At 65.8% G+C, this 23768-nt stretch carries 21 protein-coding genes and 1 tRNA gene; 11 read left to right on the top strand and 11 right to left on the bottom strand.

The window, feature by feature from the left end:
* The first annotated feature begins 27 nt into the window (after positions 1–27).
* Positions 28–1128 carry a histidinol-phosphate transaminase gene (gene hisC, locus SPR01S_RS02305; protein WP_066584322.1) on the top strand — a complete coding sequence of 367 codons (1101 nt, stop codon included), beginning with the start codon at positions 28–30 and terminating at the stop codon, positions 1126–1128.
* A complete protein-coding gene (locus SPR01S_RS02300) occupies positions 1128–2036 on the top strand; it encodes a prephenate/arogenate dehydrogenase family protein (RefSeq protein WP_066584319.1) in 909 nt (302 codons plus the stop codon). The genes hisC and SPR01S_RS02300 overlap by 1 nt, the downstream gene beginning before the upstream one ends.
* A gap of 22 nt (positions 2037–2058) precedes the next feature.
* Here the strand turns inward: SPR01S_RS02300 and SPR01S_RS02295 are convergent, their stop codons facing one another.
* From SPR01S_RS02295 to ftsE, 4 genes are read right to left on the bottom strand one after another with little or no spacing between them, the layout of a single operon-like run.
* On the bottom strand, positions 2059–2856 hold the full coding sequence (locus SPR01S_RS02295; RefSeq protein ID WP_084250866.1) for a lysophospholipid acyltransferase family protein: 798 nt from the start codon (positions 2854–2856) through the stop codon (positions 2059–2061).
* Positions 2857–2866: 10 nt separating this feature from the next.
* A complete protein-coding gene (locus SPR01S_RS02290; protein WP_066584318.1) occupies positions 2867–3403 on the bottom strand; it encodes a YdcF family protein in 537 nt (178 codons plus the stop codon).
* The gene (locus SPR01S_RS02285) at positions 3400–4293 is read right to left on the bottom strand and encodes a cell division protein FtsX (RefSeq protein WP_066584316.1); all 894 of its coding nucleotides are present in this window, start codon (positions 4291–4293) and stop codon (positions 3400–3402) included. The genes SPR01S_RS02290 and SPR01S_RS02285 overlap by 4 nt, the downstream gene beginning before the upstream one ends.
* Positions 4290–5000, bottom strand: coding sequence for a cell division ATP-binding protein FtsE (gene ftsE / locus SPR01S_RS02280; RefSeq protein ID WP_066584315.1), 711 nt, complete (start codon positions 4998–5000; stop codon positions 4290–4292). The genes SPR01S_RS02285 and ftsE overlap by 4 nt, the downstream gene beginning before the upstream one ends.
* 164 nt (positions 5001–5164) lie before the next feature.
* On the opposite strand from ftsE, the gene SPR01S_RS02275 reads away from it, so the two are divergent.
* Both SPR01S_RS02275 and SPR01S_RS02270 read left to right on the top strand, forming a co-directional pair.
* Positions 5165–5881 carry an MJ0042-type zinc finger domain-containing protein gene (locus tag SPR01S_RS02275; RefSeq protein ID WP_066584314.1) on the top strand — a complete coding sequence of 239 codons (717 nt, stop codon included), beginning with the start codon at positions 5165–5167 and terminating at the stop codon, positions 5879–5881.
* A 122-nt stretch (positions 5882–6003) separates the two neighbouring features.
* Positions 6004–6090 (top strand) — tRNA-Leu (locus tag SPR01S_RS02270).
* A 158-nt stretch (positions 6091–6248) separates the two neighbouring features.
* Here the strand turns inward: SPR01S_RS02270 and SPR01S_RS02265 are convergent.
* The 5 genes from SPR01S_RS02265 to SPR01S_RS02245 form a co-directional block, all read right to left on the bottom strand.
* The gene (locus SPR01S_RS02265) at positions 6249–8108 is read right to left on the bottom strand and encodes a putative bifunctional diguanylate cyclase/phosphodiesterase (protein ID WP_066584312.1); all 1860 of its coding nucleotides are present in this window, start codon (positions 8106–8108) and stop codon (positions 6249–6251) included.
* Between the two features lie 214 nt (positions 8109–8322).
* Entirely contained in the window at positions 8323–9645 is a 1323-nt protein-coding gene (locus SPR01S_RS02260; protein ID WP_066584310.1) for an MFS transporter, read from the bottom strand.
* A 26-nt stretch (positions 9646–9671) separates the two neighbouring features.
* Positions 9672–10466 (bottom strand): 2-keto-4-pentenoate hydratase, encoded by a 795-nt coding sequence (locus SPR01S_RS02255; protein WP_066584308.1) that lies wholly within the window; start codon positions 10464–10466, stop codon positions 9672–9674.
* 86 nt (positions 10467–10552) lie between these two features.
* The gene (locus tag SPR01S_RS02250) at positions 10553–11986 is read right to left on the bottom strand and encodes a mannitol dehydrogenase family protein (protein ID WP_066584304.1); all 1434 of its coding nucleotides are present in this window, start codon (positions 11984–11986) and stop codon (positions 10553–10555) included.
* A complete protein-coding gene (locus tag SPR01S_RS02245; protein WP_066584300.1) occupies positions 11983–13461 on the bottom strand; it encodes a UxaA family hydrolase in 1479 nt (492 codons plus the stop codon). Before SPR01S_RS02245 ends, SPR01S_RS02250 begins: the two co-directional genes overlap by 4 nt.
* Positions 13462–13559: 98 nt before the next feature.
* Between SPR01S_RS02245 and SPR01S_RS02240 the strand changes: the two genes are divergently transcribed.
* The 7 genes from SPR01S_RS02240 to SPR01S_RS02210 all read left to right on the top strand — a co-directional run bounded on the left by SPR01S_RS02240 (position 13560) and on the right by SPR01S_RS02210 (position 21557).
* Complete coding sequence (locus SPR01S_RS02240; protein ID WP_066584396.1) at positions 13560–14594, top strand: LacI family DNA-binding transcriptional regulator; 1035 nt, start codon at positions 13560–13562, stop codon at positions 14592–14594.
* Between the two features lie 83 nt (positions 14595–14677).
* Positions 14678–16147: a glucuronate isomerase gene (uxaC, locus tag SPR01S_RS02235; protein ID WP_066584298.1), complete on the top strand. Its 1470-nt coding sequence runs from the start codon at positions 14678–14680 to the stop codon at positions 16145–16147.
* A gap of 20 nt (positions 16148–16167) precedes the next feature.
* On the top strand, positions 16168–17010 hold the full coding sequence (kduI, locus tag SPR01S_RS02230; RefSeq protein ID WP_066584295.1) for a 5-dehydro-4-deoxy-D-glucuronate isomerase: 843 nt from the start codon (positions 16168–16170) through the stop codon (positions 17008–17010).
* A gap of 113 nt (positions 17011–17123) precedes the next feature.
* Positions 17124–17876, top strand: a complete 753-nt coding sequence (gene kduD / locus SPR01S_RS02225; RefSeq protein ID WP_066584293.1) for a 2-dehydro-3-deoxy-D-gluconate 5-dehydrogenase KduD — start codon at positions 17124–17126, stop codon at positions 17874–17876.
* A gap of 100 nt (positions 17877–17976) precedes the next feature.
* Positions 17977–18984, top strand: a complete 1008-nt coding sequence (locus SPR01S_RS02220) for a sugar kinase (protein ID WP_066584291.1) — start codon at positions 17977–17979, stop codon at positions 18982–18984.
* The gene (locus SPR01S_RS02215) at positions 18971–20542 is read left to right on the top strand and encodes a carboxylesterase/lipase family protein (protein WP_066584289.1); all 1572 of its coding nucleotides are present in this window, start codon (positions 18971–18973) and stop codon (positions 20540–20542) included. Before SPR01S_RS02220 ends, SPR01S_RS02215 begins: the two co-directional genes overlap by 14 nt.
* 1 nt (position 20543) lies before the next feature.
* The gene (locus tag SPR01S_RS02210; RefSeq protein ID WP_066584287.1) at positions 20544–21557 is read left to right on the top strand and encodes an alpha/beta hydrolase; all 1014 of its coding nucleotides are present in this window, start codon (positions 20544–20546) and stop codon (positions 21555–21557) included.
* 148 nt (positions 21558–21705) lie between these two features.
* Here the strand turns inward: SPR01S_RS02210 and SPR01S_RS02205 are convergent, their stop codons facing one another.
* Both SPR01S_RS02205 and SPR01S_RS02200 read right to left on the bottom strand, forming a co-directional pair.
* The gene (locus tag SPR01S_RS02205; RefSeq protein WP_439646720.1) at positions 21706–22137 is read right to left on the bottom strand and encodes a cupin domain-containing protein; all 432 of its coding nucleotides are present in this window, start codon (positions 22135–22137) and stop codon (positions 21706–21708) included.
* Positions 22127–23716 carry a pectate lyase gene (locus tag SPR01S_RS02200; protein ID WP_218016689.1) on the bottom strand — a complete coding sequence of 530 codons (1590 nt, stop codon included), beginning with the start codon at positions 23714–23716 and terminating at the stop codon, positions 22127–22129. Before SPR01S_RS02200 ends, SPR01S_RS02205 begins: the two co-directional genes overlap by 11 nt.
* Between the last annotated feature and the right edge of the window lie 52 nt (positions 23717–23768).

Raw genomic sequence — 23768 nt, 5'->3', positions numbered from 1 at the left:
CAGCCGCCTGCGCATAGGCCACACATCATGAGCGCACCTGAACCCAAGCCCTGGATCATGGCCATCGCGCCTTATGTCCCCGGGCGATCGACCACCGATGACGGCCGCAAGGTCGCCAAGCTCTCGTCGAACGAGAACCCTTTGGGCACTTCCCCCAAGGCGCGTGAGGCGTTCCTGTCGGCAGCGAGCCGACTCGAACGCTATCCTGATGCGAGCGGGACCGAGCTGCGCGACGTGCTCGCCGACAAATACGGGCTCGATCCCGCGCGGATCATTTACGGCAACGGGTCGGACGAAGTGCTTCACCTCGCCGCTGGCGCGTTCGCCGGGCCGGGCGATGAGGTGATCTTCGTCAAATACGGCTTCGCGGTCTACGAAATCGCCGCCCGCCGCGTCGGTGCGGTGCCGGTGATCGCGCCCGATCATGACTATGCCACCGATGTCGACGCGATCCTGGCGTGCGTCACCGAGCGGACCAAGATCGTCTATATCGCCAATCCCAACAACCCGACCGGCACCTACGCGACCAGGGAAGAGATCGCGCGGCTGCACGCGGGCTTGCGCCCCGATATCCTGCTCGTGCTCGACCACGCTTATGCCGAATATATCGAGGGCGATGCCGAGGATGGCGGCATGGCTCTGGCCGAGACCGCGCCCAATGTGCTCGTCACGCGCACGTTCTCGAAGATGTACGGCCTCGCCGCCGAGCGGATCGGCTGGGGCTACGCCTCGCCCGCGATCATCGAAGCGATGCACCGCATCCGCCTGCCCTTCTCGATCACCATCGCCGGCACCGCGGCGGCGATCGCGGCGCTGGGCGATACCGAGTTCGTCGAGCATACCAAGGCGCATAATGCGAAATGGCGTGCCTGGTTCTCGCAGGAGATCGCCCAGCTCGGCAATGCCGGCCTGCGCGCGGTCCCCAGCCAGGCCAATTTCGTGCTGGTGCTGTTCGAGGGCAAATTGACCGCCGAAGCCGCGTATAAGGGCTTGATGGACGCGGGGTATATCGTCCGCTGGCTGCCCGGCCAGGGCCTGCCGCATGGATTGCGCATCACCGTGGGCACCGAGGACGAGACCAAGGGTGTCGCGGCGGCATTGCGCGAGATGGTCGGGAAGACAGGCTGATGCTCCCGTTCTCGCGCGTCACCATCATCGGATTGGGCCTGATCGGCTCATCGATCGCGCGCGCGATCAAGGCCGACATGCCGACCGTTCGGGTAACCGGACACGACCTGGATCCGCAGGTGCGCGAGACATCGCGTGCGCTCGGTTTCTGCGACGATGTCGCGGACACCGCTGGTGCCGCGGTGACCGATGCCGACCTGGTGATCTTCTGCGTTCCCGTCGGCGCGATGGCCGCGGCGGCGGAAGCGATTGCCGATGATCTTCCCGCCGATGCGATCGTCAGCGACGTCGGATCGTCCAAGGGTACCGTCCTCGCCGCACTGAGCGCCGCGCTCCCCGGCGCGACCATGGTCCCCGCCCACCCCGTCGCCGGCACCGAGCGATCCGGGCCCGAGGCCGGCTTCGCGACCTTGTTCCACGGCCGTTGGTGTATCCTGACCCCGCCCGACGGCACCGACCCCGTCGCGGTCGAGCGCGTCGCCGAATTCTGGCGTCGGTTGGGCGCCGAGATCGAGATGATGGATCCGCAGCACCACGACCGCGTGCTGGCGATCACCAGCCATTTGCCGCATTTGATCGCCTATACGATCGTCGGCACCGCGTCGGACATGGAGGAAGTTACCCGGTCCGAAGTGATCAAATATTCGGCCGGCGGCTTTCGCGATTTCACCCGGATCGCGGCGTCCGACCCGACGATGTGGCGCGACGTGTTCCTGAGCAACCGCGAGGCGGTGCTCGACATGCTGCAACGCTTCACCGAGGATCTGACCTCGCTGCAACGCGCGATCCGCTGGGGCAAGGGCGACGAATTGTTCGACCTGTTCACCCGCACCCGCGCGATCCGCCGATCGATCATCGACCAGGGCCAAGACGACGCCGCGCCCGATTTCGGCCGGCAGCACGATTAGGCTTCGGCGCTAGACTACACCGTCATCCCCGCGAAAGCGGGGACCCGTCTCGTGCGACATCCCGCTTCTGCACGGTGGCATCTTGATCATCTGGAAGGAGATGGGTCCCCGCTTTCGCGGGGATGACGGCAATAGGCTCGTCCTCCAGCGCATTGATCGCCGCGTGCACGCGCTTCTCGATCTCCGCGCGCGGCAGGCCGGGCGGGATCGCCTCGCCGAAGCGGAACGTCACCACGCCCGCGCGCTTCAACCCGCCTTTGGGCCACAATCTCCCGACATCGGTCGCAATCGGCACGACTGATAGGCCGAGCATCTTGTAGAGCCCGGCAAATCCCGATTTCAGATCGGGCTGCTCGCCCGGTTTTACCCTCGTGCCTTCGGGAAAGATCATCACCGACCGCCCGCTCGCGCGTGCCGCTTCGGCTTCGCGCATCAACTGACGCAGCGCCTTGGACGAGGCGGCGCGGTCGACCAGGATCACGCCGTAACGCTTCGCCGCCCAGCCCCAGATCGGGATGCGCGCGAATTCGCGCCGCATGATCGGTGCCGGCGCGCCGAGCTCGGCGACCAGTTCGAGCGGCTCCATGAGCGACTGGTGCTTGCCGGCATAGAAGACCTGGCCCGAGGGCTGGGGCCCTTCATAGCGGATGCGGATGCCGAGCAGCCAGCGCACGCACCAGCGGTGGAACCGGGTCCAGGCCATGGCATAGGCGATCAGCGCGCGCTGCCCGAACAGGGCCGAGAACGGCACCAGGAGCACGATCGGCAGCGACACGCCGTAAAAAACGATCCAGAAGGCCAGGTTGCGCAACAAAGTCACCGACGCGCGCTCATTGCCCGAAGCCGAGCCACAAGGCGACGCGGCGCAACAGCAGCTTGTTATATTCGACCAGCAGCACGCTCAATTCGGCGTCGCCCTGGACGCCGTCATCGACCACCGTCACGTCGCCGTCGAGCGCCGCATCCAGTTCCATCCGCGCGCGCGCCATATGCCAGTCGGACGTGACCAGCCGGACCGATTTATAGCCGTGATCGCCCACCCATTTGGCGGTTTCCGCGCCGTTCGATCGCGTGTCGACCGCCTCGTGCCCGAGATCGACGCAGCACGCGAATACCGCCAGCGGCACCTTGTACTTGATCGAAAGATCGATCGGCCGGACCCCGGGCGCGGTGCCGCTGATCAGCAGCCGCTTCGCCTGATGCGCGGCGATCAGCGCCAGCCCGCGATCGATCCGGCCGGGCGCCCCGGTCGGGACGACGATCGCGTCGGTCTGCATGTCCTGAAGCGGCCGCGGCAGGGTCAGCGTATAGAGGACGAAGCCGAGCAGATAGACCAAGGCGAAAATGGCGATCAGGCGGCGGATCATTGCACTTGCCTCAGCCGCCCAAGCACCGCGATCCGCGCCGCGAGCGTCGCCACCAGCGCGAAGATCAATGGCAACAGCGCGAGCAATAGCCAGTCGCCGCGCGTCAGCACGCCGCCCGACAACAATTGCGAGCCGAGTCCGGCCATCTGTCCGGTCACTGCCCAGATCGCCAGCATCGCCGCCAGCGTCCCGATCACCCCGCCGACCATCGTGTCGAGCGCGATACGCCGCTGGAACAGCCTTGCGACCTGCACGTCGGTCGACCCCAGCATGTGCAGGATGGCGATCGTGTCGCGATGCGTCTCCAGCCCCGCGCGCGCCGCCAGCAGCACCACCGCGGTGGTCGCCGCGGCTATCAGCAAGACCAACGCCGCCGCGGCATAGATCAAGGTCCGCATGAAATCGGCGACCGGCGACAGCCAGCGAGACTGGCTGTCGACGCGCGCGCTCGCCGCGGTGGCGCGCACGCCGGCGGCGACGCGCGCCGCCGCTTCCTCGCTGGGCACGCTCAGATCGACGTCGATCAGCGACGGCAGCGGTACATCGGCGTCGGTGGAGGCATCGCCCAGCCACGGGCGCAGCATTTCGGTCAGCCGGGCGGGATCGACCGGATCGGCGCGCGACACCGCCGGCATCCCGCGCAGCGCCGCCAGCACCGCACGGGTATCGCGGTCGCGCACCGCGGGATCGGCGGACACCACTTGCACAGTCAGGCGCCCGGCAAGTTGGCGGTCGAGCGCGTCTGCCGCGTTGACCGTACCCAGCCCCAACGCCGCCGCGAGCACGGTCAGGAACAGCATGATCGCCATGATCCAGGTCATCGCACGCGTGCCGCGGCGGTCGTCGAGCACGCGACGGTCGGCGGCGGTCGAGAACATCGCCACGCTCACGCGACGGGCGCCTTGGGCGGGTTGCGCAAGGCGCCGGTGGGATCGAGCAGCCGCCCGGCCTCGATCCGCATCATGTGCGCGTTCTGGATGCGGCCGAGCAAGTGAAAGTCGTGTGTCGCCACAACCACTGTCGTGCCGAGCCGGTTGAGCGATTCGAACAGATGGAGCAATCGCGCCGCCATGTCGGGATCGACGTTGCCGGTCGGTTCGTCGGCGACCAGGATTTCGGGACGACCGATCACCGCGCGCGCGATCGCGATCCGCTGCTGCTCGCCGCCCGAAAGGGTCGGCGGCGGCGCATCGCTGCGCTCCGACAGGCCGACCCAGGCCAGCATCTCGCGCACCGGCGCCTCGACATCGCTTTCCGGCACGCCCGACAGGCGCAGTGGCAGGGCGATATTGTCGAACGCCGACAGATGCGGGACCAGCCGGAAATCCTGGAACACCACGCCGATCCGCCGCCGGAAGCCGGGCAGACGCTTGCGCGGCAAGGCGCCGGCATCCTCCCCGAACAAGCGGATGACGCCATGGGTCGGGCGCTGGGCGAGATAGATCAGCTTGAGCAAGGAAGTCTTGCCCGCCCCCGACTGGCCGGTCAGGAAATAGAAACCGCCCGAGGCCAGGGTGAAGTTGATCGCCGACAAGGTATCGGCGTCGCTGGCGGGATAGCGCAGCCCCACATCCTCGAACTGCACGATATTCGCCATGCCGGCGTTTGCTACCTGCTTGTACGCTGCCCCGCCAGCGCCTTCGCACGTAACCCGTTCCCGCTTCAAGCCGGAGCGTAGCATCGGCAAGGCTTGCCGCACTGTCCTTGCCCGCTTAGGGATTGCGACAGGGGCATGTGTGTTGGCCCCCTGCGGACGCCGATATGATCCTCGAATGCAGCGAATGCCATACGCGCTATCTCGTCCCCGACACCGCGATCGGGCCGGACGGTCGCACCGTGCGCTGCGCCAAATGCAAGCATAGCTGGTTCCAGGAGCCCGAGGCGCTCGACCTTTCGGGTGCCGCGGCGGTGGCGCCTGAACCGGTAGCCCCAGTTCCCCAGCCGATCGCCGCGCCGTCGTCCGTCGAAGCGGCGCCGGGCCCCGATATCGCGCCCGACTATGACGCTTTCGCGCACGAGCCGCCGTTCCGGCCGCGGCGCAACCCGGCCCGCCTCTGGACGATCGCCGCGGTGAGCGCTGGCGTGGTGATGCTGGCCGCGGCCGTCGCCTTGCTGTTCCTCAACGTCCCCAGCCTGGCGACTTGGCTGGGTATGCCGGCCGGCGGCGGCCAGACGCCGCTGACCTTCGTCAACGTCAAGCAGCCCGATCGCCGCGACTTGCCGACCGGCAGCGAATTGTTCGCGGTCGGAGGCCAGATCCACAATCCGACCGCCGAGCGCCAGCCGATCCCCGACATAAGGGTCGAATTGTACGACGCGCCCAAGGACGGCCGGATGGTCTATAGCTGGGTGATCAAGCCCGACCAGCCGACCATCGCGCCGGGCGGCACGATCGACTTTTACAGCGGCAAGCTCGACGTGCCTGCCAATTCCAAGAACATGAAGCTCAGCTTTTCGAGCAGCGCGACCGGAAGCTGAATAGGTCGCGGGCTGTGCGCGGAATGTCGCTGGTGGATAAACTCCGGTTGCGTCGCACAGATCGCTTTGCTAGGGGCGCTCGCCTGCCAGCCAGCGGCCCCGTCCGATGGCATCTTACACGTGCGGTCGTGGCGGAACTGGTAGACGCGCAACGTTGAGGTCGTTGTGTCCGAAAGGACGTGGAAGTTCGAGTCTTCTCGACCGCACCAATCTTCCTCGCAAGAGGTTGAAGATAACGGAAACACCAGAGGCTGCGGGTTGGACCCACCTCTGGTCCGTCCGCACGGAACGCTTCTGGGGCAGCCAACGTCGGCGCAGCGAGTAGCAACCCCCGGCAAGACGGTCATGGGCTGCCGCCGACGCTCTACTACCGTCGGATTGGCCTCTTCCTCGCCGCAGCATCGTTCCTCCCAAATGCTGCGGAATCCTGCGCATGGTTAGTCAGCAATGTCGTCGTCTGCCATCGGTCGACCGCTGGGGAGAATAGATATCCCTGTCCAAATATGCAGCCGGTGCTTTCGAGGCGTTTTGCCTGTTCTTCAGTCTCCACACCTTCAGCAATCACACCGATATTCAACTCTTTCGCGATGTGAAGGAGCCCTTCGATTATCGCCGTGCTCGCATCGCCTGGGGCCAGCCGATCGACGAAGCTCTTGTCGATTTTGATGATGTCCACCGGCACAGTCAGCAAGTGCGTCAGCGACGCATAGCCTGTTCCGAAATCGTCGAGTGCAATCCGCAGCCCTTGGGCCCGCATAGCCTCCACCGCCTTTTGGACGACGCGATCACCCGAGCCCATGTAAACGGCTTCGGTAATTTCCAGGACGACGTGGCTGAGCGGGACGCCTTCGCCTTCAAACGCGCCGACAAGCATTTGCTCGAGCATGCCGCCGTGCATGTCGGCTGAGGAGACGTTGATTCCCACGTGCTGGAACGGGATACCCATGTCGAGCCACGCTCGGACATCCGCCGCGACCAACGCCATCATCCGTTTGGTCAGAGCGGTCGCAACATGAACGTCCTTCGTCGCCTCCTGGAAATTCGCCGCGGGTACAATCCGGCCGCCATGCCGCATCCTGCATAGTGCTTCCAGGCCGACGATCTCCCGTGTACCCAGTCGAACGACGGGCTGATAATAGGCCTCTATCCGATCCTCGCGAAGAGCTGCATCAACATCGCGAATATCGCCGAGGCGGCGCGTCATGTTTGTCCCAAGACCGGGCCAATAGCGGACAAAGCCGCCGCGCCCCGTTTCTTTCGCGTGATAGAGCGCGAAGTCGGCGTGCTGCCGTACGCGTTCGGCCACCCCGTCTCCGGCAGACACTATTGCGCCGCCTATGGTGGCACGCGGGACGACCAAGTGTCCGGCACAATCGGCCGGTTCGGCGAACTTGGACAGAATCTGATCCGCGGTGCCCTGGAGGTCGCGCAACGCAGCTTTCGACTGAAGAATGGCTGCAAATTCGTCGCCGCCGATCCTGAAAGCCGCGTCAGGCGAGACGGCGGCGGCAAACCGCGCGCCGGCGATCTGCAACAGACAGTCACCGGCTTGATGGCCAAAGGTGTCGTTTATCACCTTGAGATTATCGAGATCGACCATGAACAGCGCCCAATCGCCTGGGACGTCGCATTTCAACGCGTTTAGCGCTGCGTTAAAGGCCGCCCGATTGGAAAGTCCCGTGAGCGCGTCTGTGAATGCGCGCCTTTCGTGTTCGACTAGGCGCTGATGGCGGTCGAGGGCGATCGCGCTAAGATGCACGAATTGCCGGACGATTTCCTTTTCAGTGTCCGTAGGCCCTCTGCACTCGCGATAATAGAACGCAAAGGTGCCTATCGCTGCTCCGTCAGCGTCGAGAATAGGGCTGGACCAGCAAGCCCTTAGACCCAGGGGAAGAGCCAGATGCTTGAAGTCTGCCCAGCGAACATCGGAGGCGATATCGACGACCTCGACTTCAGCTCGATTGTAGGCCGCGGTGCCGCATGAACCGATTAGAGGTCCGATCTTCAGGCCATCCAGAGCATCCGAGTAGGCGGGAGGGAGACTTGGTCCTGCCAACGGGTGGATGAGCCCGGCCTTGTCGACGGTTAGTATCGAACAGACCACGCCAGGTGCGAGAATTTCCACCTCGCGGCACATACGCGCGGCGGTGTCAGAAAGTGTATCGCCCCGCGCAATCATCTCAAGAATGATGGTCTGGATCTCTAGCACGGTGTCCTCGATCGCCATTCCGCACTGAATGGGAAGCGCAGAATCCCGTCACCGCACTCTCGGCCGAATTGTTTAAGACTTGCCTATAAGCAGTGTGTTTTCCCCAATCCGCATCGCGGCCGCCGTCGGGATATCCGCAATCGATGTTGTAAGATCGGCAGCGCAGCCCGTCGCCACGCTGCGATAATATACGTCGCTCTCGAGCGGCCGGGACGTGCCGGCCGCGGCGCGATCAGGCGGGTACGTCGACCCGCGCCAGCTTCGGGCTGAGCAGATGGACCACGCCGATCGCGATCAGATAGACGCTGCCGGCGACCGCGAAGATCAAGGTGTAGCTGTGCGTGGTCTGCAGGATATAGCCGGTGAACTTCGCCATCCCCATGCCGCCGATCGCGCCGACCGTGCCGCCGATGCCGATCACCGATCCAACCGCCGCCCGCGGGAACATGTCCGAGGGGATGGTGTAGAGATTGGCCGAGAAGGCCTGGTGCGCCGCTGTCGCCAGCCCGACGATTCCGACCGCGAGCCATACGCTGGCGGCATATTGGGCGAAGACAATCGGCATTACCAGGAAAGCGCAGACCAGCATGGTGACCTTGCGCGCCGCATTCGCACTATAGCCGCGCTTCATCAGGGTCGAGGACGACCAGCCGCCGGCGACGCTGCCGATGTCGGAGATCAGGTAGATCGCGACCAGCGGCGGACCGAAATTCTTGAGATCGAGATGATAGGTCTTGGCGAGGAAATCGGGCGTCCAGAACAGGAACAGCCACCAGATCGGGTCGATCAGGAACTTGCCCAATGCATAGGCCCAGGTTTCGCGATAGCCGAGCAGCTTCAACCAGCCGATCTTTTGCGGCGGATCGGCCGGGTCGCTCTCGATATAGGCAAGCTCGGTCGCCGACAGGCGCGGTTGCTCGCGCGGGCGGCGATAGATCGCGATCCAGGCGACCAGCCAGATCAGGCTGAACGCGCCGGTCGACACGAACGCCATACGCCAGCCATAAGCGAGCGTGATCGCCGGGACGATCAGCGGCGTGACGATCGCGCCGACATTCGACCCCGCATTGAACAGGCCGGTGGCAAAAGCGCGCTCCTTGGCGGGAAACCATTCGCTGACCGCCTTGAGCCCGGCGGGGAAATTGCCCGATTCGCCGATGCCGAGCACGAACCGCGCACCGTTGAACTGCATCGCCGGGGACATGATCGTGCCGAACAGCTTGAACGGCCCGGTGATGAGGCCGCACAAAGTATGGCCGAGCGTCCAGATCACGAACGCGACCGAGAAACCGATCCGCGCGCCCAGCGCATCGACGATCTTGCCGAAGCTCAGATACCCGATCGCGTAGGCGACCTGGAACCAGAAGACGATGTCGGCATAGGTGGTCTCGTTCCAGCCCAGTTCGGCCGAAATCGTCGGCTTGAGAACGCCGATCATCTGGCGATCGACATAGTTGATCGCGGTCGCCGCGAAGAGCAGCCCGCAAATCACCCAGCGATAGCGGCCGACCCGCATATCCACCCGTCCGGCGTCCGGCATTCCGGTCGTCGCCATCGTCTCTCTCCCTCGAAAGCGACCTCTTAACGGGCCTTTATCGTGCACTCGACCGTCAACCGGTCATCGAATTTGGCCGCGACGCGGTCGCCGATCCGTACCGGGTGTACCCCAGTTACGGCGCCGGTCGAGATCCATTGTCCGGCCCCCAGCGCGATACCGCGCGCGGCCATCAGTTCGAACAGGAAACGCGCCGCGCCGAAGGGTCCGTCGAGCATCGTCGCGGTCGTAGCCGCACCGGCGCGCTCGCCTTCGATCCACAATTCTACCGGCCAGGTGTCGAGGTCGATCTCGCGCCAGTCCCCGACCGCCGCGCCGACGATCAGGCCGTTATTGTTGCCGAAATCGGAAATGGTGACCGGCGCGCCGTGATCGTTGATGCCGGGGAATGGCGAACTGGCAATCTCGATCCCGACATGGACGGCATCGATCAGCGTCCGCGCCTCATCGATCGTATAGTGGCGTTTGGCCGGATCCGGCGCGGTCCCGATGCGCAGCAGGAATTCGGCCTCGGCAGCGGCGAAGCCGTCGGCGAACACCGGCATCGCGATCGGCGACCCGTCCGCAATGACGACCTGATCGCTGAAGATCGGGCCGGCCAGACGGTCGACGGTGCCGATCGGCGGATTGATCCGCCCGACTTTCCATCCGGCGATCTTGCCATCGGTCAGCGCCAGCGCGGCGTCCTGCACCGCATAGCCATCGTCGAGCGCGGCCGGCATGTCGCCGGGATAATCGGGCAGCGCGTGGCCGTCGCGGCGTGCGCCGACGAATGAGCGTGCGATACGCGTGATATTGTCGACGTTATCGTCTGGCTGCACCGCCGAACCCCTCCTCGCCCTGATGGCTTTCTTCCTTGTCGACTGCCTATGGGAAACCGGTGTCAATGACAAGCCCGGCGAACGCGTCAGGCGAGGACTGCGCGCGGCAATTCGCCGCGAAAGGCGGCTTCCGCGGCCGTTTTGAGCTGCGCGACAAGTTCCGCGTCGCTTCCGATCGCGGGGGGGAAACCCAGCTTCTCGGCGACCAGCCCTTCGACGACGCGGGCAGGCGTTTCAGCCATAGCCAGCTCGGCAAGACGGTCGCCGGCCGGATCGATTATGCGAATGCCCGCGCGCGCGCGCTGCATGAGGAAAGCGACCCAGCCTCCCAGCGCCGCGACGACATGATCCGGCATACGCCCCGCCGCCCGATTGGCGAGCAATGTATCGCCCAAGCGGTAGGGCAACTTCTGCGATCCGTCCTGCGCGATCTGATCGAGCCGGTGGACGATCGCCGGGTTGGCGAAGCGCCGCAGCACGGCATCGGCATAGGTCTGGAGATCGAGCCCCGGCACCGGGGGCAGCATCGGGATGATATCCTCGCGGATCATCGCGTCGACGAAGCGCGCCAGTAGCGGGTCGCCGATTGCCTCGGCAACGCTGATATGGCCGCGCAGCAAGCCGGCATAAGCGAGCGTCGAATGCGCGCCGTTGAGGATGCGGAGCTTGGCGCGCTCATAGCCGCCGACGTCCTTGGTCAGGGTCGCACCGACCGCGGCGAGATCGGGCAGGCCGCCAATGTCCTCGATCACCCATTGCGCGAACGCTTCGCGCTGAACCGCGGCGCGATCCTCGACGCCCAACGCGGCCGCGACATCGGCATAGAGCGCGTCGTCGGACGCCGGGGTGATCGAATCGACCATGGTCGACGGCACCGAGACTTCACCCGCTGCCCAATCCCCCAGCGTCGGGTCGAGTCGTCCGGCGAACGCCGCCAATGCGGCGTGGAGCTTGGCGCCGTTCGACGCGAGATTGTCGCACGGCATCGGCACGAACGGGGCAGTGCCGCTTGCGCGGCGAGCCGCCAGCCCGGCGACGATCCAGCCGATCACGCTGGTCGGGACGGCTGGCCGCGCCAGATCGTGGACGATATCGGGATGGCCGAAATCGAGCGTTCCATCCGCCGCCAGGCAATAACCCTTTTCGGTCACCGTGGTGGTGACCAGCCGAGTATCGGGCGCGGCGAGCACCGCCAAGGTCCGCGCCGCGTCTTCCGGCCCGAGAAACTCGGTATGCGCGCCGATCACGCGCATGCTCGATTCGAGGTCGCGAATGGCGAGCGTATACAGCCCGTCCTGTTCGGCCAGCGCCTCGATCGTGCCGCGGCTGCGCAGCGACACCGCGGCGATCCCCCAGCGCGGATCCTGGTCGAGCAGGCGGTCGATATAAGCGGCCTGGTGTGCGCGATGGAACGCGCCCGGGCCGAAATGGACGATTCCCGTCGCGACCGGACCGCGCGTGCGCGGCGCGGATATCCCCGTCGGCAGCCCGGCCAGGGTAGCGCGCGACAGCCGGCTCACAGGGTCACCCCACGCTTCCAGATCGCGATTTCGCGCTCGCCATTGCGTTCGGCCGCGGTAGGTTCGCCCGAGGCGATCGCGCACAATCGTTTGGTCAGCGCCGCCTCCATCGTCTCGAACCCCTTATCGAGCACCATGCCTGCGTCGAAATCGATCCAGCCCGGCTTGCGCACGGCGAGATCGCTGTTCGACGCTATCTTGATCGTCGGCACCGGGAAGCCGAGCGGCGTTCCGCGCCCGGTGGTGAACAGGATCGCGGTCGCGCCCGCCGCCGCCAGGGCGGTCGACGACACCGCGTCGTTGCCCGGCGCCTCAAGCAAGGTGAGGCCGTCCTTGGCGACGCGCTCGCCGTAATGAATGACGTCGGCGATCGGCGCGCGGCCCGCTTTCTGCACCGCGCCGAGCGACTTCTCCTCGAGCGTGGTGATGCCGCCGGCGATGTTTCCGGGCGAGGGATTTTCCGACACCGGCTCGCCGTGATCGATGAAATATTGCTTGAAGTCGTTCACCACGCCGACGACCTGGCCGAACACGCCTTCGTCGGCGGCGCGGTTCATCAACATCTGCTCGGCACCGAATATCTCGGGGATTTCGGTCAGCACGACCCGCCCGCCCGATGCCGTGACGCGGTCGCTCATCCTGCCGACCAGCGGGTTGGCGGTCAGTCCCGACAAACCGTCCGACCCGCCGCATTTGACCCCGAGCACTAGGTCGGCAAGCGTCGCTTCCGACCGTTCGCATCGCGCTTGCGTGGCGAGTTCCTCAACCAGCGCGACACCTTCCGCGACTTCGTCGCCGGCGAGTTGCGTCGCCAGCGTGCGGATCGCCGGGCGGCGCCATTCCGGGATTTCCTGCATCAATCTGGCGATCTGGTTGTTCTCGCAGCCGAGGCCGAGGATCAGCACGCCGCCGGCATTGGGATGGCACGCCAGCGACGCCAGGATCGCTCGCGTCCCGTCGAGATCCTCGCCGAGCTGCGAGCAGCCGAAGGGGTGGATGAAGGCGTGAACGCCATCGACTTTTCCGGCCAGCGCCGCACCCGCCCGCGCGGCGATCCGCTCGGCGGTCCGCGCGACGCAGCCGACCGTCGGCAGTACCCAGATTTCGTTGCGCGTGCCGACCCGCCCATCGCCACGGCGATAGCCCTGAAACGTGGCGTCGCCCGGCGCGAGGTTCGCGCGCGGCGCCGGCGCATAGGCATAGGCTTGCTGTCCGGCTAGCGCCGTCGCGACATTGTCGGAATGCACATGCTCGCCCGCCACGATCGATGCGGTCGCGCGTCCGATCGGAAAACCGTATTTGATCACCGCATCGCCCGGCGCGATCGCCACCAGCGCAATCTTGTGCCCGCGCGGAATCGCCTTCGCGGCGGTCACCGATATGCCATCGGCCACCACCTCCTCGCCCGCCGCCACATCGCCCAGCAAGGTTGCGACATTGTCGCTCGGGTCGATACGAACCGCGTTTGCCGACATTCCTCTCGCTTCCTCAAGTAACCGGTGTCATCTTTGCCCGGATGACCTTTCCGATGCAAGGCTAGCCCAGTAGGTCGTGCCTCGCTATGCCTGTGACGATGGAAAAGACCGGCCAGCCGACGATCAACGATGTCGCGCGCATCGCGGGCGTGTCGAAGAAAACCGTCAGCCGCGTCATCAACCGATCGCCGCTGCTCAACGACGATACGCGCAAGAAGGTCGAGGATGTCATAGGCCAGCTCGGCTACGTCCCCAACCCGCAAGCACGTGCGCTGGCGCTACGGCGCAATTTCCTGGTCGGGCTGGTCCACGACAACCCCAATGCCCAGACGGTGATGAACGTCCAGCAGGGCATGTTGGAAGCGATCCACGATAGCGAGTTCGAGATGGTCGTGCGGCCGGTCGACCGCGGCTCGCCGACGATGCTCGACGACCTGCGCCTGTTCCTCGAGCGGCAGCGATTGTTCGGCGTGCTGCTGATGCCGCCGATCAGCGAGAATGACGCGGTCGCCAAATTGTGCACCGATCTCGGCTGTCGCTATGTCCGCATGGGTTCGGCGGTCCTCGACACGCCCGAACATATGGTCGCCTCGAACGATCGCGAAGCGGTACGCGAAGCGACGCAATATCTGATCGCACAAGGGCATCGCCGCATCGGGCTGATCGCCGGCCCGCATGGCTTCCGCTCGGCGCACGAACGCCGGCTGGGATTCGAGGAAGCGATGCGCGACGCGGGCATCTCGCTCCCGCGCAGCATGATCGCCGAGGGAAATTATACCTTCGAATCGGGGCTGATCGCGGCCGAGCGCCTGCTCGACGTGGTGCCGCGCCCGACCGCGATCTTCTCGAGCAACGACGAGATGGCGGCGGGCGTGATCCACGCGGCGTGCCAGCGCGGGTTGATCGTGCCGCGCGATTTGTCGGTGATCGGGTTCGACGACACGCCGATCGCCGCGCATATGTGGCCGCCCCTGACCACCGTGCGCTGGCCGATCGCCTCGATGGCGCGATCCGCCGCGCTGAAGCTGATCACCGGGATGGCCGACAATGACGACGATGCCGCCGTGCAGGAGCCGTCGATGTTTCTGTCGACGCTGATCCGCCGCGGATCGGTGTCGCCGCCGATCGACTGAACGCGTCCGGGGCGGTTGAACTCTGAGGTGACACCGGTTACCAGATGCTCGCTCAACAGAAGCGGGGAGGATGGAGAAAGCTGATGGCTCGCACGCTGGAATTGCACCCCGATCGCCTGCTTCCCGCCGATCCGGGAACGCGGTCGATCGCCCGCAATCTCTATGCCGCCGTCGCCGATTCGCCGATCGTCAGCCCGCACGGTCACACCGACCCGGCCTGGTTCGCGAATAACGACACGTGGAGCGACGCGACCACCCTGCTGCTGTCCCCGGACCATTATCTCTACCGCATGCTTTACAGTCAGGGCGTGGATCTCGACGCGCTGGCGATCCCGTCACGCGCCGGCGTGCCTGCGACCGATCCGCGTGCGGCCTGGCGGCTGTTCGCGTCGCATTACCAACTGTTCCGCGGAACGCCGTCGCGGCTGTGGCTCGACCATGTCTTTTCGGTGGTGTTCGGGATCGAGCAAGAACTCGATGCCTCGACCGCCGACGCGTATTTCGACGCGATCGGGGAGAAGCTCGCGAGCGAGGCGTTCCGGCCGCGCGCGCTGTTCGACCGCTTCCGGATCGATTTCCTGGCGACGACCGAAGGCGCGCAGGACGACCTGACGCACCATCACGCCATCCGCCGATCGGGCTGGGGCGGGCGCGTCGTCACCACCTATCGTCCCGACGGCGTGATCGACGTCGAGCATGAGGCGTTCAAACCGGCGATGGCGCGCTTCGCCGAATTGACCGGCGAGGACGTCTACGACTGGAAGGGCTATCTCGCCGCGCACCGCAAGCGCCGCGCCGATTTCCGCGCGGCCGGGGCCACCGCGACCGATCACGGCCACCCGACCGCGGCGACCGCCAATCTGTCGGCAAGCGAGGCCGAGCGCCTGTTCCGCACCATCGTCACCGGCACCTGGACCCCCGCCGATGCCGAGCTGTTCCGCGCACAGATGCTGACCGAAATGGCGGCGATGTCGGTCGAGGACGGAATGGTGATGCAGATCCACCCAGGATCCTGCCGCAACCACAATGCCGGGTTGTTCGCCAGCCATGGTCGCGACAAGGGCGCCGACATCCCGACGCGGACCGATTACGTCCATGCCTTGAAGCCATTGCTCGACCGCTTCGGCAATGAGCGCGATTTGTCGATCATCCTCTTCACGCTCGACGAATCGACCTATGCCCGCGAGCTGGCGCCGCTCGCCGGCCATTATCCCTGCCTCAAGCTCGGTCCGAGCTGGTGGTTCCACGACAGCCCCGAAGGCATGCGGCGGTTCCGCGAGATGACCACCGAGACCGCCGGCTTCTACAACACCGTCGGTTTCAACGACGATACCCGCGCCTTCCTGTCGATCCCGGCGCGCCACGACGTCGCGCGCCGCATCGATTGCGCCTTCCTCGCGCGGCTGGTCGCCGAGCACCGCCTCCACGACTGGGAAGCCGCCGAGCTGATCCAGGACCTGACCACCGGCCTGGTGCGCCGGGCCTACAAGATCGACGACCACCCGCCGGCGGACGCCGGCAATCATCAAGCGCTTGCCGCGCGCGCGGCCTGATCCCCCAAACGGAGACCCTGATGTTTGACCGTACCTATTACGCCACCCATCCCGACATGATGGAGTGCGTCTCCAATGAGGAACTGCGCGACCGCTATCTGATCCAGGGCCTGTTCCGCGAGGGTGAGTGCGTGCTCAACTACACGCATGCCGACCGCTTCGTGATCGGCGGCGTCGCGGTTGGAGGCGCGCCGGTCACGCTGCCCGCGCAGTCCGAACCGCCCTCGGCGGTCGGTCATCCGTTCCTCGAGCGGCGCGAACTCGCGATCGTCAATGTCGGCACGGTCCACGGCAAGGTCATGGTCGACGGCGAGGAATTCACGCTCGGCAACAAGGATTGCCTGTACGTCACGATGGGCGCCAAGCATGTCGAGTTCTCCGGCCAGGGCGCGCGGTTCTATCTGGCCTCGTGCCCCGCGCATAAGGCGTTCAAGACCCGCAAGCTCGGCATTGCCGATGCCAATGCGCTCGAGCGGGGCAGCCTGGCGGAATCGAACGAGCGCACGATCTTCCAGCTCGTCATTCCGGGCGTCTGCGACAGTGCGCAGCTGGTGATGGGCCTGACCGTGCTCAAGCCGGGCAGCGTGTGGAACACGATGCCGCCGCACATCCATGAGCGCCGCAGCGAGATCTATTTCTATTTCGAGCTCGACAATCTCGACACCGATCGCGTGATGCATTTCATGGGCGAAGGCGAGGCGACGCGCCACATCGTGATGCAGAATGAGGAAGCGGTGATCAGCCCGCCCTGGTCGATCCATATGGGCGCGGGGACCAAGGCCTATGCCTTCATCTGGGCGATGGCCGGCGAGAATCAGGATTATACCGACATGAACGTGCTGGATATCTGCCAGCTGGCGTAGACTCCCCTCCCTGCAAGGGAGGGGCTGGGGGGAGGGCGTGTTCCACTTCCCGCACTTCTCGACAGGCCCTCCCCTAGCCCCTCCCGCAAGCGGGAGGGGAATATGGAGCTAAAATGAACCCCTTCGATCTTTCCGGCAAAGTCGCTATCGTGACCGGCGCCAATACCGGTATCGGCCAGGCGATCGCCTTGGCACTGGCCGAAGCCGGCGCCGATATCGCCGCGGTCGGACGCACGCCCGCCGAGGACACCGTCGCCAAGGCCCGCGCCCTCGGCCGCCGCGCCGAGATCGTCTCGGCCGACCTCTCGACGATCGAGCCTGTGCAAAGAATTGTGGACGAAACGGTGGATAAGCTCGGCGGGCTGGACATCCTGGTCAACAATGCCGGGATCATCCGCCGCGCCGACGCGGTCGACTTCACCGAGGAGGATTGGGATGCGGTGGTCGACACCAATCTCAAATCGGTGTTCTTCCTGTGCCAGGCGGCGGGGCGGCACATGATCGCCAATGGCGGCGGCAAGATCATCAATATCGCATCGATGCTGACCTTTCAGGGCGGCATCCGCGTGCCGAGCTATACCGCATCGAAAAGCGGAATCGGCGGGCTGACCAAATTGCTGGCCAACGAATGGGCGTCGAAAGGCGTCAACGTCAATGCGATCGCGCCGGGCTATATCGCGACCAACAACACGGCGGCGCTGCAGGCCGACGAGGTGCGCAACAAGTCGATCCTCGACCGCATCCCGGCGGGGCGCTGGGGCGATGCGAGCGACTTGGGCGGGGCGGCCGTGTTTCTGGCGAGCCGCGCGGCGGATTACGTCCAGGGACATATCCTGGCGGTCGACGGCGGGTGGCTAGCGCGGTGATCTTCCTCGTTACGCCTCCCCGGCGAAGGCCGGGCCCCAGTCTCGGGCTGCGTCGTAACTGGGCCCCGGCCTTCGCCGGGGAGGGAATTGGGGGACGGTAATGGGCAAATTCCTCGCCTTCGGCGAAATCATGCTGCGGCTCTCGCCACCCGGGCGCGAGCTGATCCTGCAAACCCCGAAATTCGACGTTTGGGTCGCCGGTGCCGAAGCGAATGTCGCGACCGCGCTTGCTCGGCTCGGCCACGATGTCGGTTTCGTCAGCGCCGTTCCGGCCAATGACCTGGGCGATGCCGCCATCACCACCCTGCGCGGCCACGGCATCGACACCAGCACCATCCAACGCCGCGGTGACCGGATGGGGCTCTATTTCGTCACCTCGGGCGCCGGTATGCGCGCGACCGAAGTGATTTACGACCGCGCACATTCGAGCTTCGCCGAGGCGCCCGCCGACGCCTGGGATTGGGACACGCTGCTGAACGGCGTCGACCGCCTGCATCTGTCGGGCATCACGCCCGCGCTAGGCCCTGTGCCCGCGCAAGTTGCAATTGCCGCTGCCGAGGCGGCCGCCGCACGCGGCATCCCGGTCTCGTTCGACGGCAATTGGCGCGGCAAGCTGTGGGAGCGCTGGGACGGCAAGCCGCGCGAAATCCTGTCGCGACTGGTCGCGCAGGCCGACCTGATGTTCGGCAATCATCGCGACATCGCCTTGCTGCTCGACAAACCCTTTTCGGGCGATGGCGAGGACCGCCGGCGCGAAGCCGCCGACGCCGCCTTCGCCGCTTTTCCCAAGCTACAGACGATCGCCTCGACCGCGCGGCACACCGAGGATGTCGATCGCCATTTATTGTCGGCACGGATCGACACGCGCGATGCGCACGCGCAATCGGCCGAGATCACGCTCGCCGGCATCGTCGACCGGATCGGCGCGGGCGATGCCTTCGCGGCCGGCGTCCTGCATTCGCTGCGCAAGGGCGGCAGTATCGACGATGCCGCGCGCACCGGCCTGGCACTGACCGCGCTCAAACATTCGCTGCCCGGCGACGCCAGCCTGTTCCGCCAGGCCGATATCGACGCATTTCTGGCAGGGGGTCTGGATGTCCGACGCTGAAGGCTGGAACCGGCGCACCCTGATCGGCGCCGGCGCGAGCGCGGGGGCGGCGATATTGCTGTCGGGCACGGCGCGTGCGGTCGCGGCGCCTTATGTGCGGGCGCCATCGGGCGATTTCGTCGGCGAGAGCGACCGCGGCGTCATCGCCTATCGCGGCATCCGCTACGGCGTCGCGCAACGGTTCCGGGCGCCGGTGCCCTATGCGGCGCGCGGCCAGGTGCGGCAGGTGCAGAAATATGGGCCGGTCTGCCCGCAATCGGGCAGATATCAGCCGCAATCGGAGGACTGTCTCTACCTCAACGTCTGGACCGCAGAGCCCAATCCGGCGGCCAAGAAGCCGGTGATGCTCTACATCCATGGCGGCGCCTATTCGAACGGCAGCGTCACCGATCCGCTCAACGACGGGCACAATCTGGCGGCGCGCGGCGATGTCGTCGTGGTCACGGTCAATCATCGGCTCAACGCGTTCGGCTATCTCTATCTCGCCCGGCTCGATCCGCGCTTCGCCGACAGCGGCAATTGCGGCCAGCTCGACCTGATCCTCGCGCTCAAATGGGTGCGCGACAATATCGCGGCTTTCGGCGGCGATCCCGATCGCGTGATGCTGTTCGGCCAGTCGGGGGGCGGCGCCAAGATCGCCACGCTGACCGGGATGCCGGCGGCCAGGGGGCTGTTTCATCGCGGCGTGACGATGTCTGGCCAGCAGGTCACCGCCTCCGGCCCGCTCCACGCCACAGACCGCGCGCGGGCCTATCTGCGCAAGCTCGGGTTGAGCGAGCGCGATCTGGGGCCATTGCTAACGGCGCCCACCGAGAAACTGGTCGATGCGCTGTCGGCCGAAGATCCGTATCTCGGCGGCGGAGTCTATTTTGGCCCGGTGCTCGACATGAAATGGCTCACCCGGCATCCCTTCTGGCCCGACGCCAATCCGATCGGCCTGTCGATCCCGCTGATCCTGGGCAATGTCCATGACGAAGCGCGCGCGTTCATCTCGCCCGATTCGGACAAGGTGAAGGGGCTGACCTGGGACAATATGCCCGACCGCCTCGCGCCCGAATTGCGCATCGACGCGCTGCCCGAATGGGTCGTGGCCGAATATCGCAGGCAATTCCCACCCTGGTCGCCGACCGACGTGTTCTACGCCGCGGTCACTGCCGGGCGGAGCTGGCGCGGCCAGGTGATCGAGGCGGAGGAGCGCGCCCGTGCCGGCGCCCCGGCCTGGGTCTATCAGGTAAACTTCGGCTCGCGCACCGACCCGCGCCGCGGCGCCTTCCACACGATGGATATCCCGCTGGCGTTCGGCACGCTGGGCGCGCCAGGGTCCCAAACCGGTACCGGGCTCGATGCGCGCGCCGCGTCGAAAGCGGTGCAGGACAGTTTCGTCGCCTTCGCCAAGACCGGCAATCCCAACCATCCCGGCCTGCCCGTCTGGCCCAAATACGATTTGGCGCGCCGCGCGACGATGGTGTTCGACGTCGACAGCCATATCGAGAACGACCCGCGCAAATGGCAGCGCGAACTGTTCGCGCGCATTCCGTACATTCAGCCGGGGACCTGACATGACCGGGATCGACCGCCGCACCGCCTTGTTGACGACGCTCGGCGCGGCGGTCGCGGCGAGCAGCGCCGGGGCGCAGACCGCGCTACCCATGGCACCGGGCAACGCGCCTTTGGTGCTGTCGCAGCCCGACGAGACGATCGATCTGTGGCCCAAAGGCGCGCCCGGCATGCCCGCCAAGCCGCCGGTCGAAGTCACTACCGAGCGCAGAAAGGATACCGCCAAGCTCAACGACCGCTCGGTCGCCGGCGTGGCCGTACCGCGCATGGCGGTGTTCCGCCCGGCCAAGCCCAATGGCGCGTCGCTCCTGGTCTTTCCGGGCGGCGGCTATGTTCGGATGGCGATCGACAAGGAGGGCTATGAGATCGGCCGCCTGCTCGCGGCGCGCGGCATCACCGTGTTCGTCCTGTTCTATCGCTTGCCGGGAGAGGGCTGGGCGAACCGCGCCAATGTGCCGCTGCAGGATGCGCAGCGCGCGATGCGCCTGATCCGGTCACAGGCAACGAAATATGGGATCGACCCGGCGCGGGTCGCGGCGATGGGCTTTTCGGCCGGCGGGCATCTCTGCGCCGATCTCGTCGCGCGGTTCGCGGCGAAGACCTACGATCCGGTCGACGCCGCCGACACGCTGTCGGCGCAGCCGATGCTCGCGGCACCAATCTATCCGGTCGTGTCGATGGACGCTTCCGTCGCGCATATGGGATCGCGAGAAGCCCTGCTCGGCCCCGATCCGTCACCGGCGTTGATCGCCGCGCATTCGCCCGACCGCAACATCAAGCCCGACAGCCCGCCCTGCTTCCTGTGCGCGGCCGAGGACGATCCGGTCGTGCCGATCGAAAATACGTTGCTGTTCCACGCTGCATTGCGGACGGCCAAGGTACCGGTGGAACTGCATCTGTTCGAACAGGGTAACCATGGCTTCGGCCTGCGCGGCGTCGTCGGCAAGCCGGCGCAGGTCTGGCCGGACCTGTTCCTTGGCTGGGCGACGAGCCGGGGGTGGCTGGCTGTCGCTTAAGCCTTGATTCGATGGAATTGAAATCCGCTTCCCCGGCGAAGGCCGGGGCCCAGTCGCGACGCGCTCATCCAGGCAGGATGCCGTCGCCACCACATCGATACTGGGCCCCGGCCTTCGCCGGGGAGGTATCTGGCAACCAGACTGAATCTCAGTTCTTTGCCCGTGTCGCCAGCGGATAGCTGATGATCAGCGCCAGCGGCTTCGCGCCCTTCTGCTTTATCCCCATCGTCTCGCCGGCGAAGAAATAGATCGCCTGGCCGGCTTTCACCGGCTCGATGCGGTCGCCGGAGAACGCGTCGCCTTCACCCGACAGCACGTAATAGACCTCGTCGTGCGCCAGCTTGTGCGCGCCGATCGCCGCGCCGACATGGAGCACGCGCTTGCGGAATTCCATCGCACGCCCCGGCACCGCGTCGCTGTAGCGATAGGCGGTACTCATCCCGATATTGCCGTGCGGCGGCGGTTCGTCGCGCCTGACAGACTCGCCATCGATCACGGTCATGCGGCCGGCCGGCTTGTCCTGTGCCCCGGCGGGCACGGCGAGCGCGAGCGCGCCCAGCAGGATCAGCCTATTTCGCATCGCCCAGCGCCGCGATCAGCGTTTCCATGTGCGCGATGTACGTGCCGGTCGAAATGCCGACCGCCGGCTTGGGATCGAGATAGGGCGAAGTGTCGGTCTCGTCGCCGACGCGCGTCGTCGAATAGTCGCCGGGCGTAACCGTCTTCGACCCGTCGTGCATGTAGCGATGGCTGGTCATCTTGAGCTCGGCCGGCCACCAGCCGGCGCCGTTGAGCGTCTTTACCAGCGCATCCGGACTGTTCGCCGCCAGGTCGGCGTTGCGGTCCGATCCGGCGCCCATGTCGGTCAGATAGTAGCGATCGAGCGGTCGGCGCCCGGTTGCCTTGAGCGGCGAGTCCTTGCTCGCCACCTCGGGCGGCGTCGCCTTCAGCTCCTCATACTCGCGGCGAAGCTTGGGCACGTCGAGATGCCGGAACGAGCTGTAATGGCCGAGCGTGCTGGCGGGGTTGCCGTCGACATAATATTCGCCGTTGACCACGTTCGACCCGCGGCGGTGGACGTATATCGGCTTGTTGGTGCCGATCTCTAGAAAGGTCGGATAGGTCTTGCCATCCTTGTTCAGCTCGGGCGGCGACTTGACCGAGTCGAGCCAGTCGAGCGCGTCGGGGACGCCAGCAAGGAACTTGGGATCGCCGGTCAGGCGATAGAAATTCAGCAGTTGCTCGACATTGGCATAGGTGGTGTGCGTGACGATCGCCGTCGGCTCGTAGGTCCGCGCGCCGGTGGGTTTAAGGTCGAGCGTATATTGCAGCCCCCAGCCCGCCTGCGGGGCGGGCTGCTGCGTCTTCACGTTAATGTCCATCGCGCGGTGGATCGGGTCGAGCACGCGGGTGTCGCCGGTCACCTGATAATATTGGATCAGGAAGCGGATATTCTCGCCCGCGACATCGTCGTTGAAAGTGATGAACGACGTATAGTCGGGCTTGCCGTGGTCGATATACGGGAATTTGGTCGCCGGATAACGCTGCGGCCAACCGCCATTGGCATATTGGCTCTTGAGGACGAAGTTCAGCGCCTTTTTGAGTGGCGGCAGATATTTGGGATCGTGCCTCTCGACATAGAGGCGCAGCAGGAACTGCATCGCTTCCGAGGTACCCGCATCGTCGAACGTGGCGTTGCCCCAATAATGTTGGAATTCCTCCAGCCGCCAGGCGTTCTTGCCGATGGTCGCATACCATTTGGCAGTCGAGGCCGGCCCGCCGAAATCGATGAAATAATGCCAGCCACCGGCCGGCAATTGTCCGGCGACCAGCGCGTCCGCCGCCTTGGTCGCGGCCCGGTAATAATAGTCGTCGCCGGTCGCGTGATAGGCATCGAGGAACAGATGCCCCATCGTCCCGGTGCCGGGCGGCTGCACCCAGATCATAGTCGGATAGGCTTCCATCTCGCCCCAGCGACGCGACCCGTCGGGCAGCTGCGCCCAGACATAGCCACCGCGCACCGCCACCTTGTCGACCATGAATTCGGAGGCGCGCTTCATCGTCGACAGGATTTGCGCGCGCGTCGCCGCGCCGGCCGGCGCTGTGATCATCGCGGCGGCCGCGGCTCCGGCAAAGATCATCGCTTTCAGATGCCGCACGCGCCGTCTCCCAAAGAAAGAAAAGCCGGTGCGGGGGGTTATCCGCACCGGC

Origin of the sequence: Sphingomonas pruni NBRC 15498 (assembly GCF_001598455.1) — a bacterium.
Lineage (GTDB): Bacteria > Pseudomonadota > Alphaproteobacteria > Sphingomonadales > Sphingomonadaceae > Sphingomonas > Sphingomonas pruni.
Note: the sequence above shows the minus strand (reverse complement) of the source record. Positions and strands in the feature narration are given on the sequence as shown.

Coding starts and splice junctions, on each gene's coding strand:
- kduD (WP_066584293.1), top strand. CDS start 17,124: ATGAACCCCTTCGATCTTTCCGGCAAAGTCGCTATCGTGACCGGCGCC.
- SPR01S_RS02290 (WP_066584318.1), bottom strand. CDS start 3,403: ATGATCCGCCGCCTGATCGCCATTTTCGCCTTGGTCTATCTGCTCGGC.
- SPR01S_RS02245 (WP_066584300.1), bottom strand. CDS start 13,461: ATGTCGGCAAACGCGGTTCGTATCGACCCGAGCGACAATGTCGCAACC.
- SPR01S_RS02260 (WP_066584310.1), bottom strand. CDS start 9,645: ATGGCGACGACCGGAATGCCGGACGCCGGACGGGTGGATATGCGGGTC.
- hisC (WP_066584322.1), top strand. CDS start 28: ATGAGCGCACCTGAACCCAAGCCCTGGATCATGGCCATCGCGCCTTAT.
- SPR01S_RS02205 (WP_439646720.1), bottom strand. CDS start 22,137: ATGCGAAATAGGCTGATCCTGCTGGGCGCGCTCGCGCTCGCCGTGCCC.
- ftsE (WP_066584315.1), bottom strand. CDS start 5,000: ATGGCGAATATCGTGCAGTTCGAGGATGTGGGGCTGCGCTATCCCGCC.
- SPR01S_RS02265 (WP_066584312.1), bottom strand. CDS start 8,108: ATGGCGATCGAGGACACCGTGCTAGAGATCCAGACCATCATTCTTGAG.
- SPR01S_RS02275 (WP_066584314.1), top strand. CDS start 5,165: ATGATCCTCGAATGCAGCGAATGCCATACGCGCTATCTCGTCCCCGAC.
- uxaC (WP_066584298.1), top strand. CDS start 14,678: ATGGCTCGCACGCTGGAATTGCACCCCGATCGCCTGCTTCCCGCCGAT.
- SPR01S_RS02215 (WP_066584289.1), top strand. CDS start 18,971: ATGTCCGACGCTGAAGGCTGGAACCGGCGCACCCTGATCGGCGCCGGC.
- SPR01S_RS02300 (WP_066584319.1), top strand. CDS start 1,128: ATGCTCCCGTTCTCGCGCGTCACCATCATCGGATTGGGCCTGATCGGC.
- SPR01S_RS02210 (WP_066584287.1), top strand. CDS start 20,544: ATGACCGGGATCGACCGCCGCACCGCCTTGTTGACGACGCTCGGCGCG.
- kduI (WP_066584295.1), top strand. CDS start 16,168: ATGTTTGACCGTACCTATTACGCCACCCATCCCGACATGATGGAGTGC.
- SPR01S_RS02240 (WP_066584396.1), top strand. CDS start 13,560: ATGGAAAAGACCGGCCAGCCGACGATCAACGATGTCGCGCGCATCGCG.
- SPR01S_RS02220 (WP_066584291.1), top strand. CDS start 17,977: ATGGGCAAATTCCTCGCCTTCGGCGAAATCATGCTGCGGCTCTCGCCA.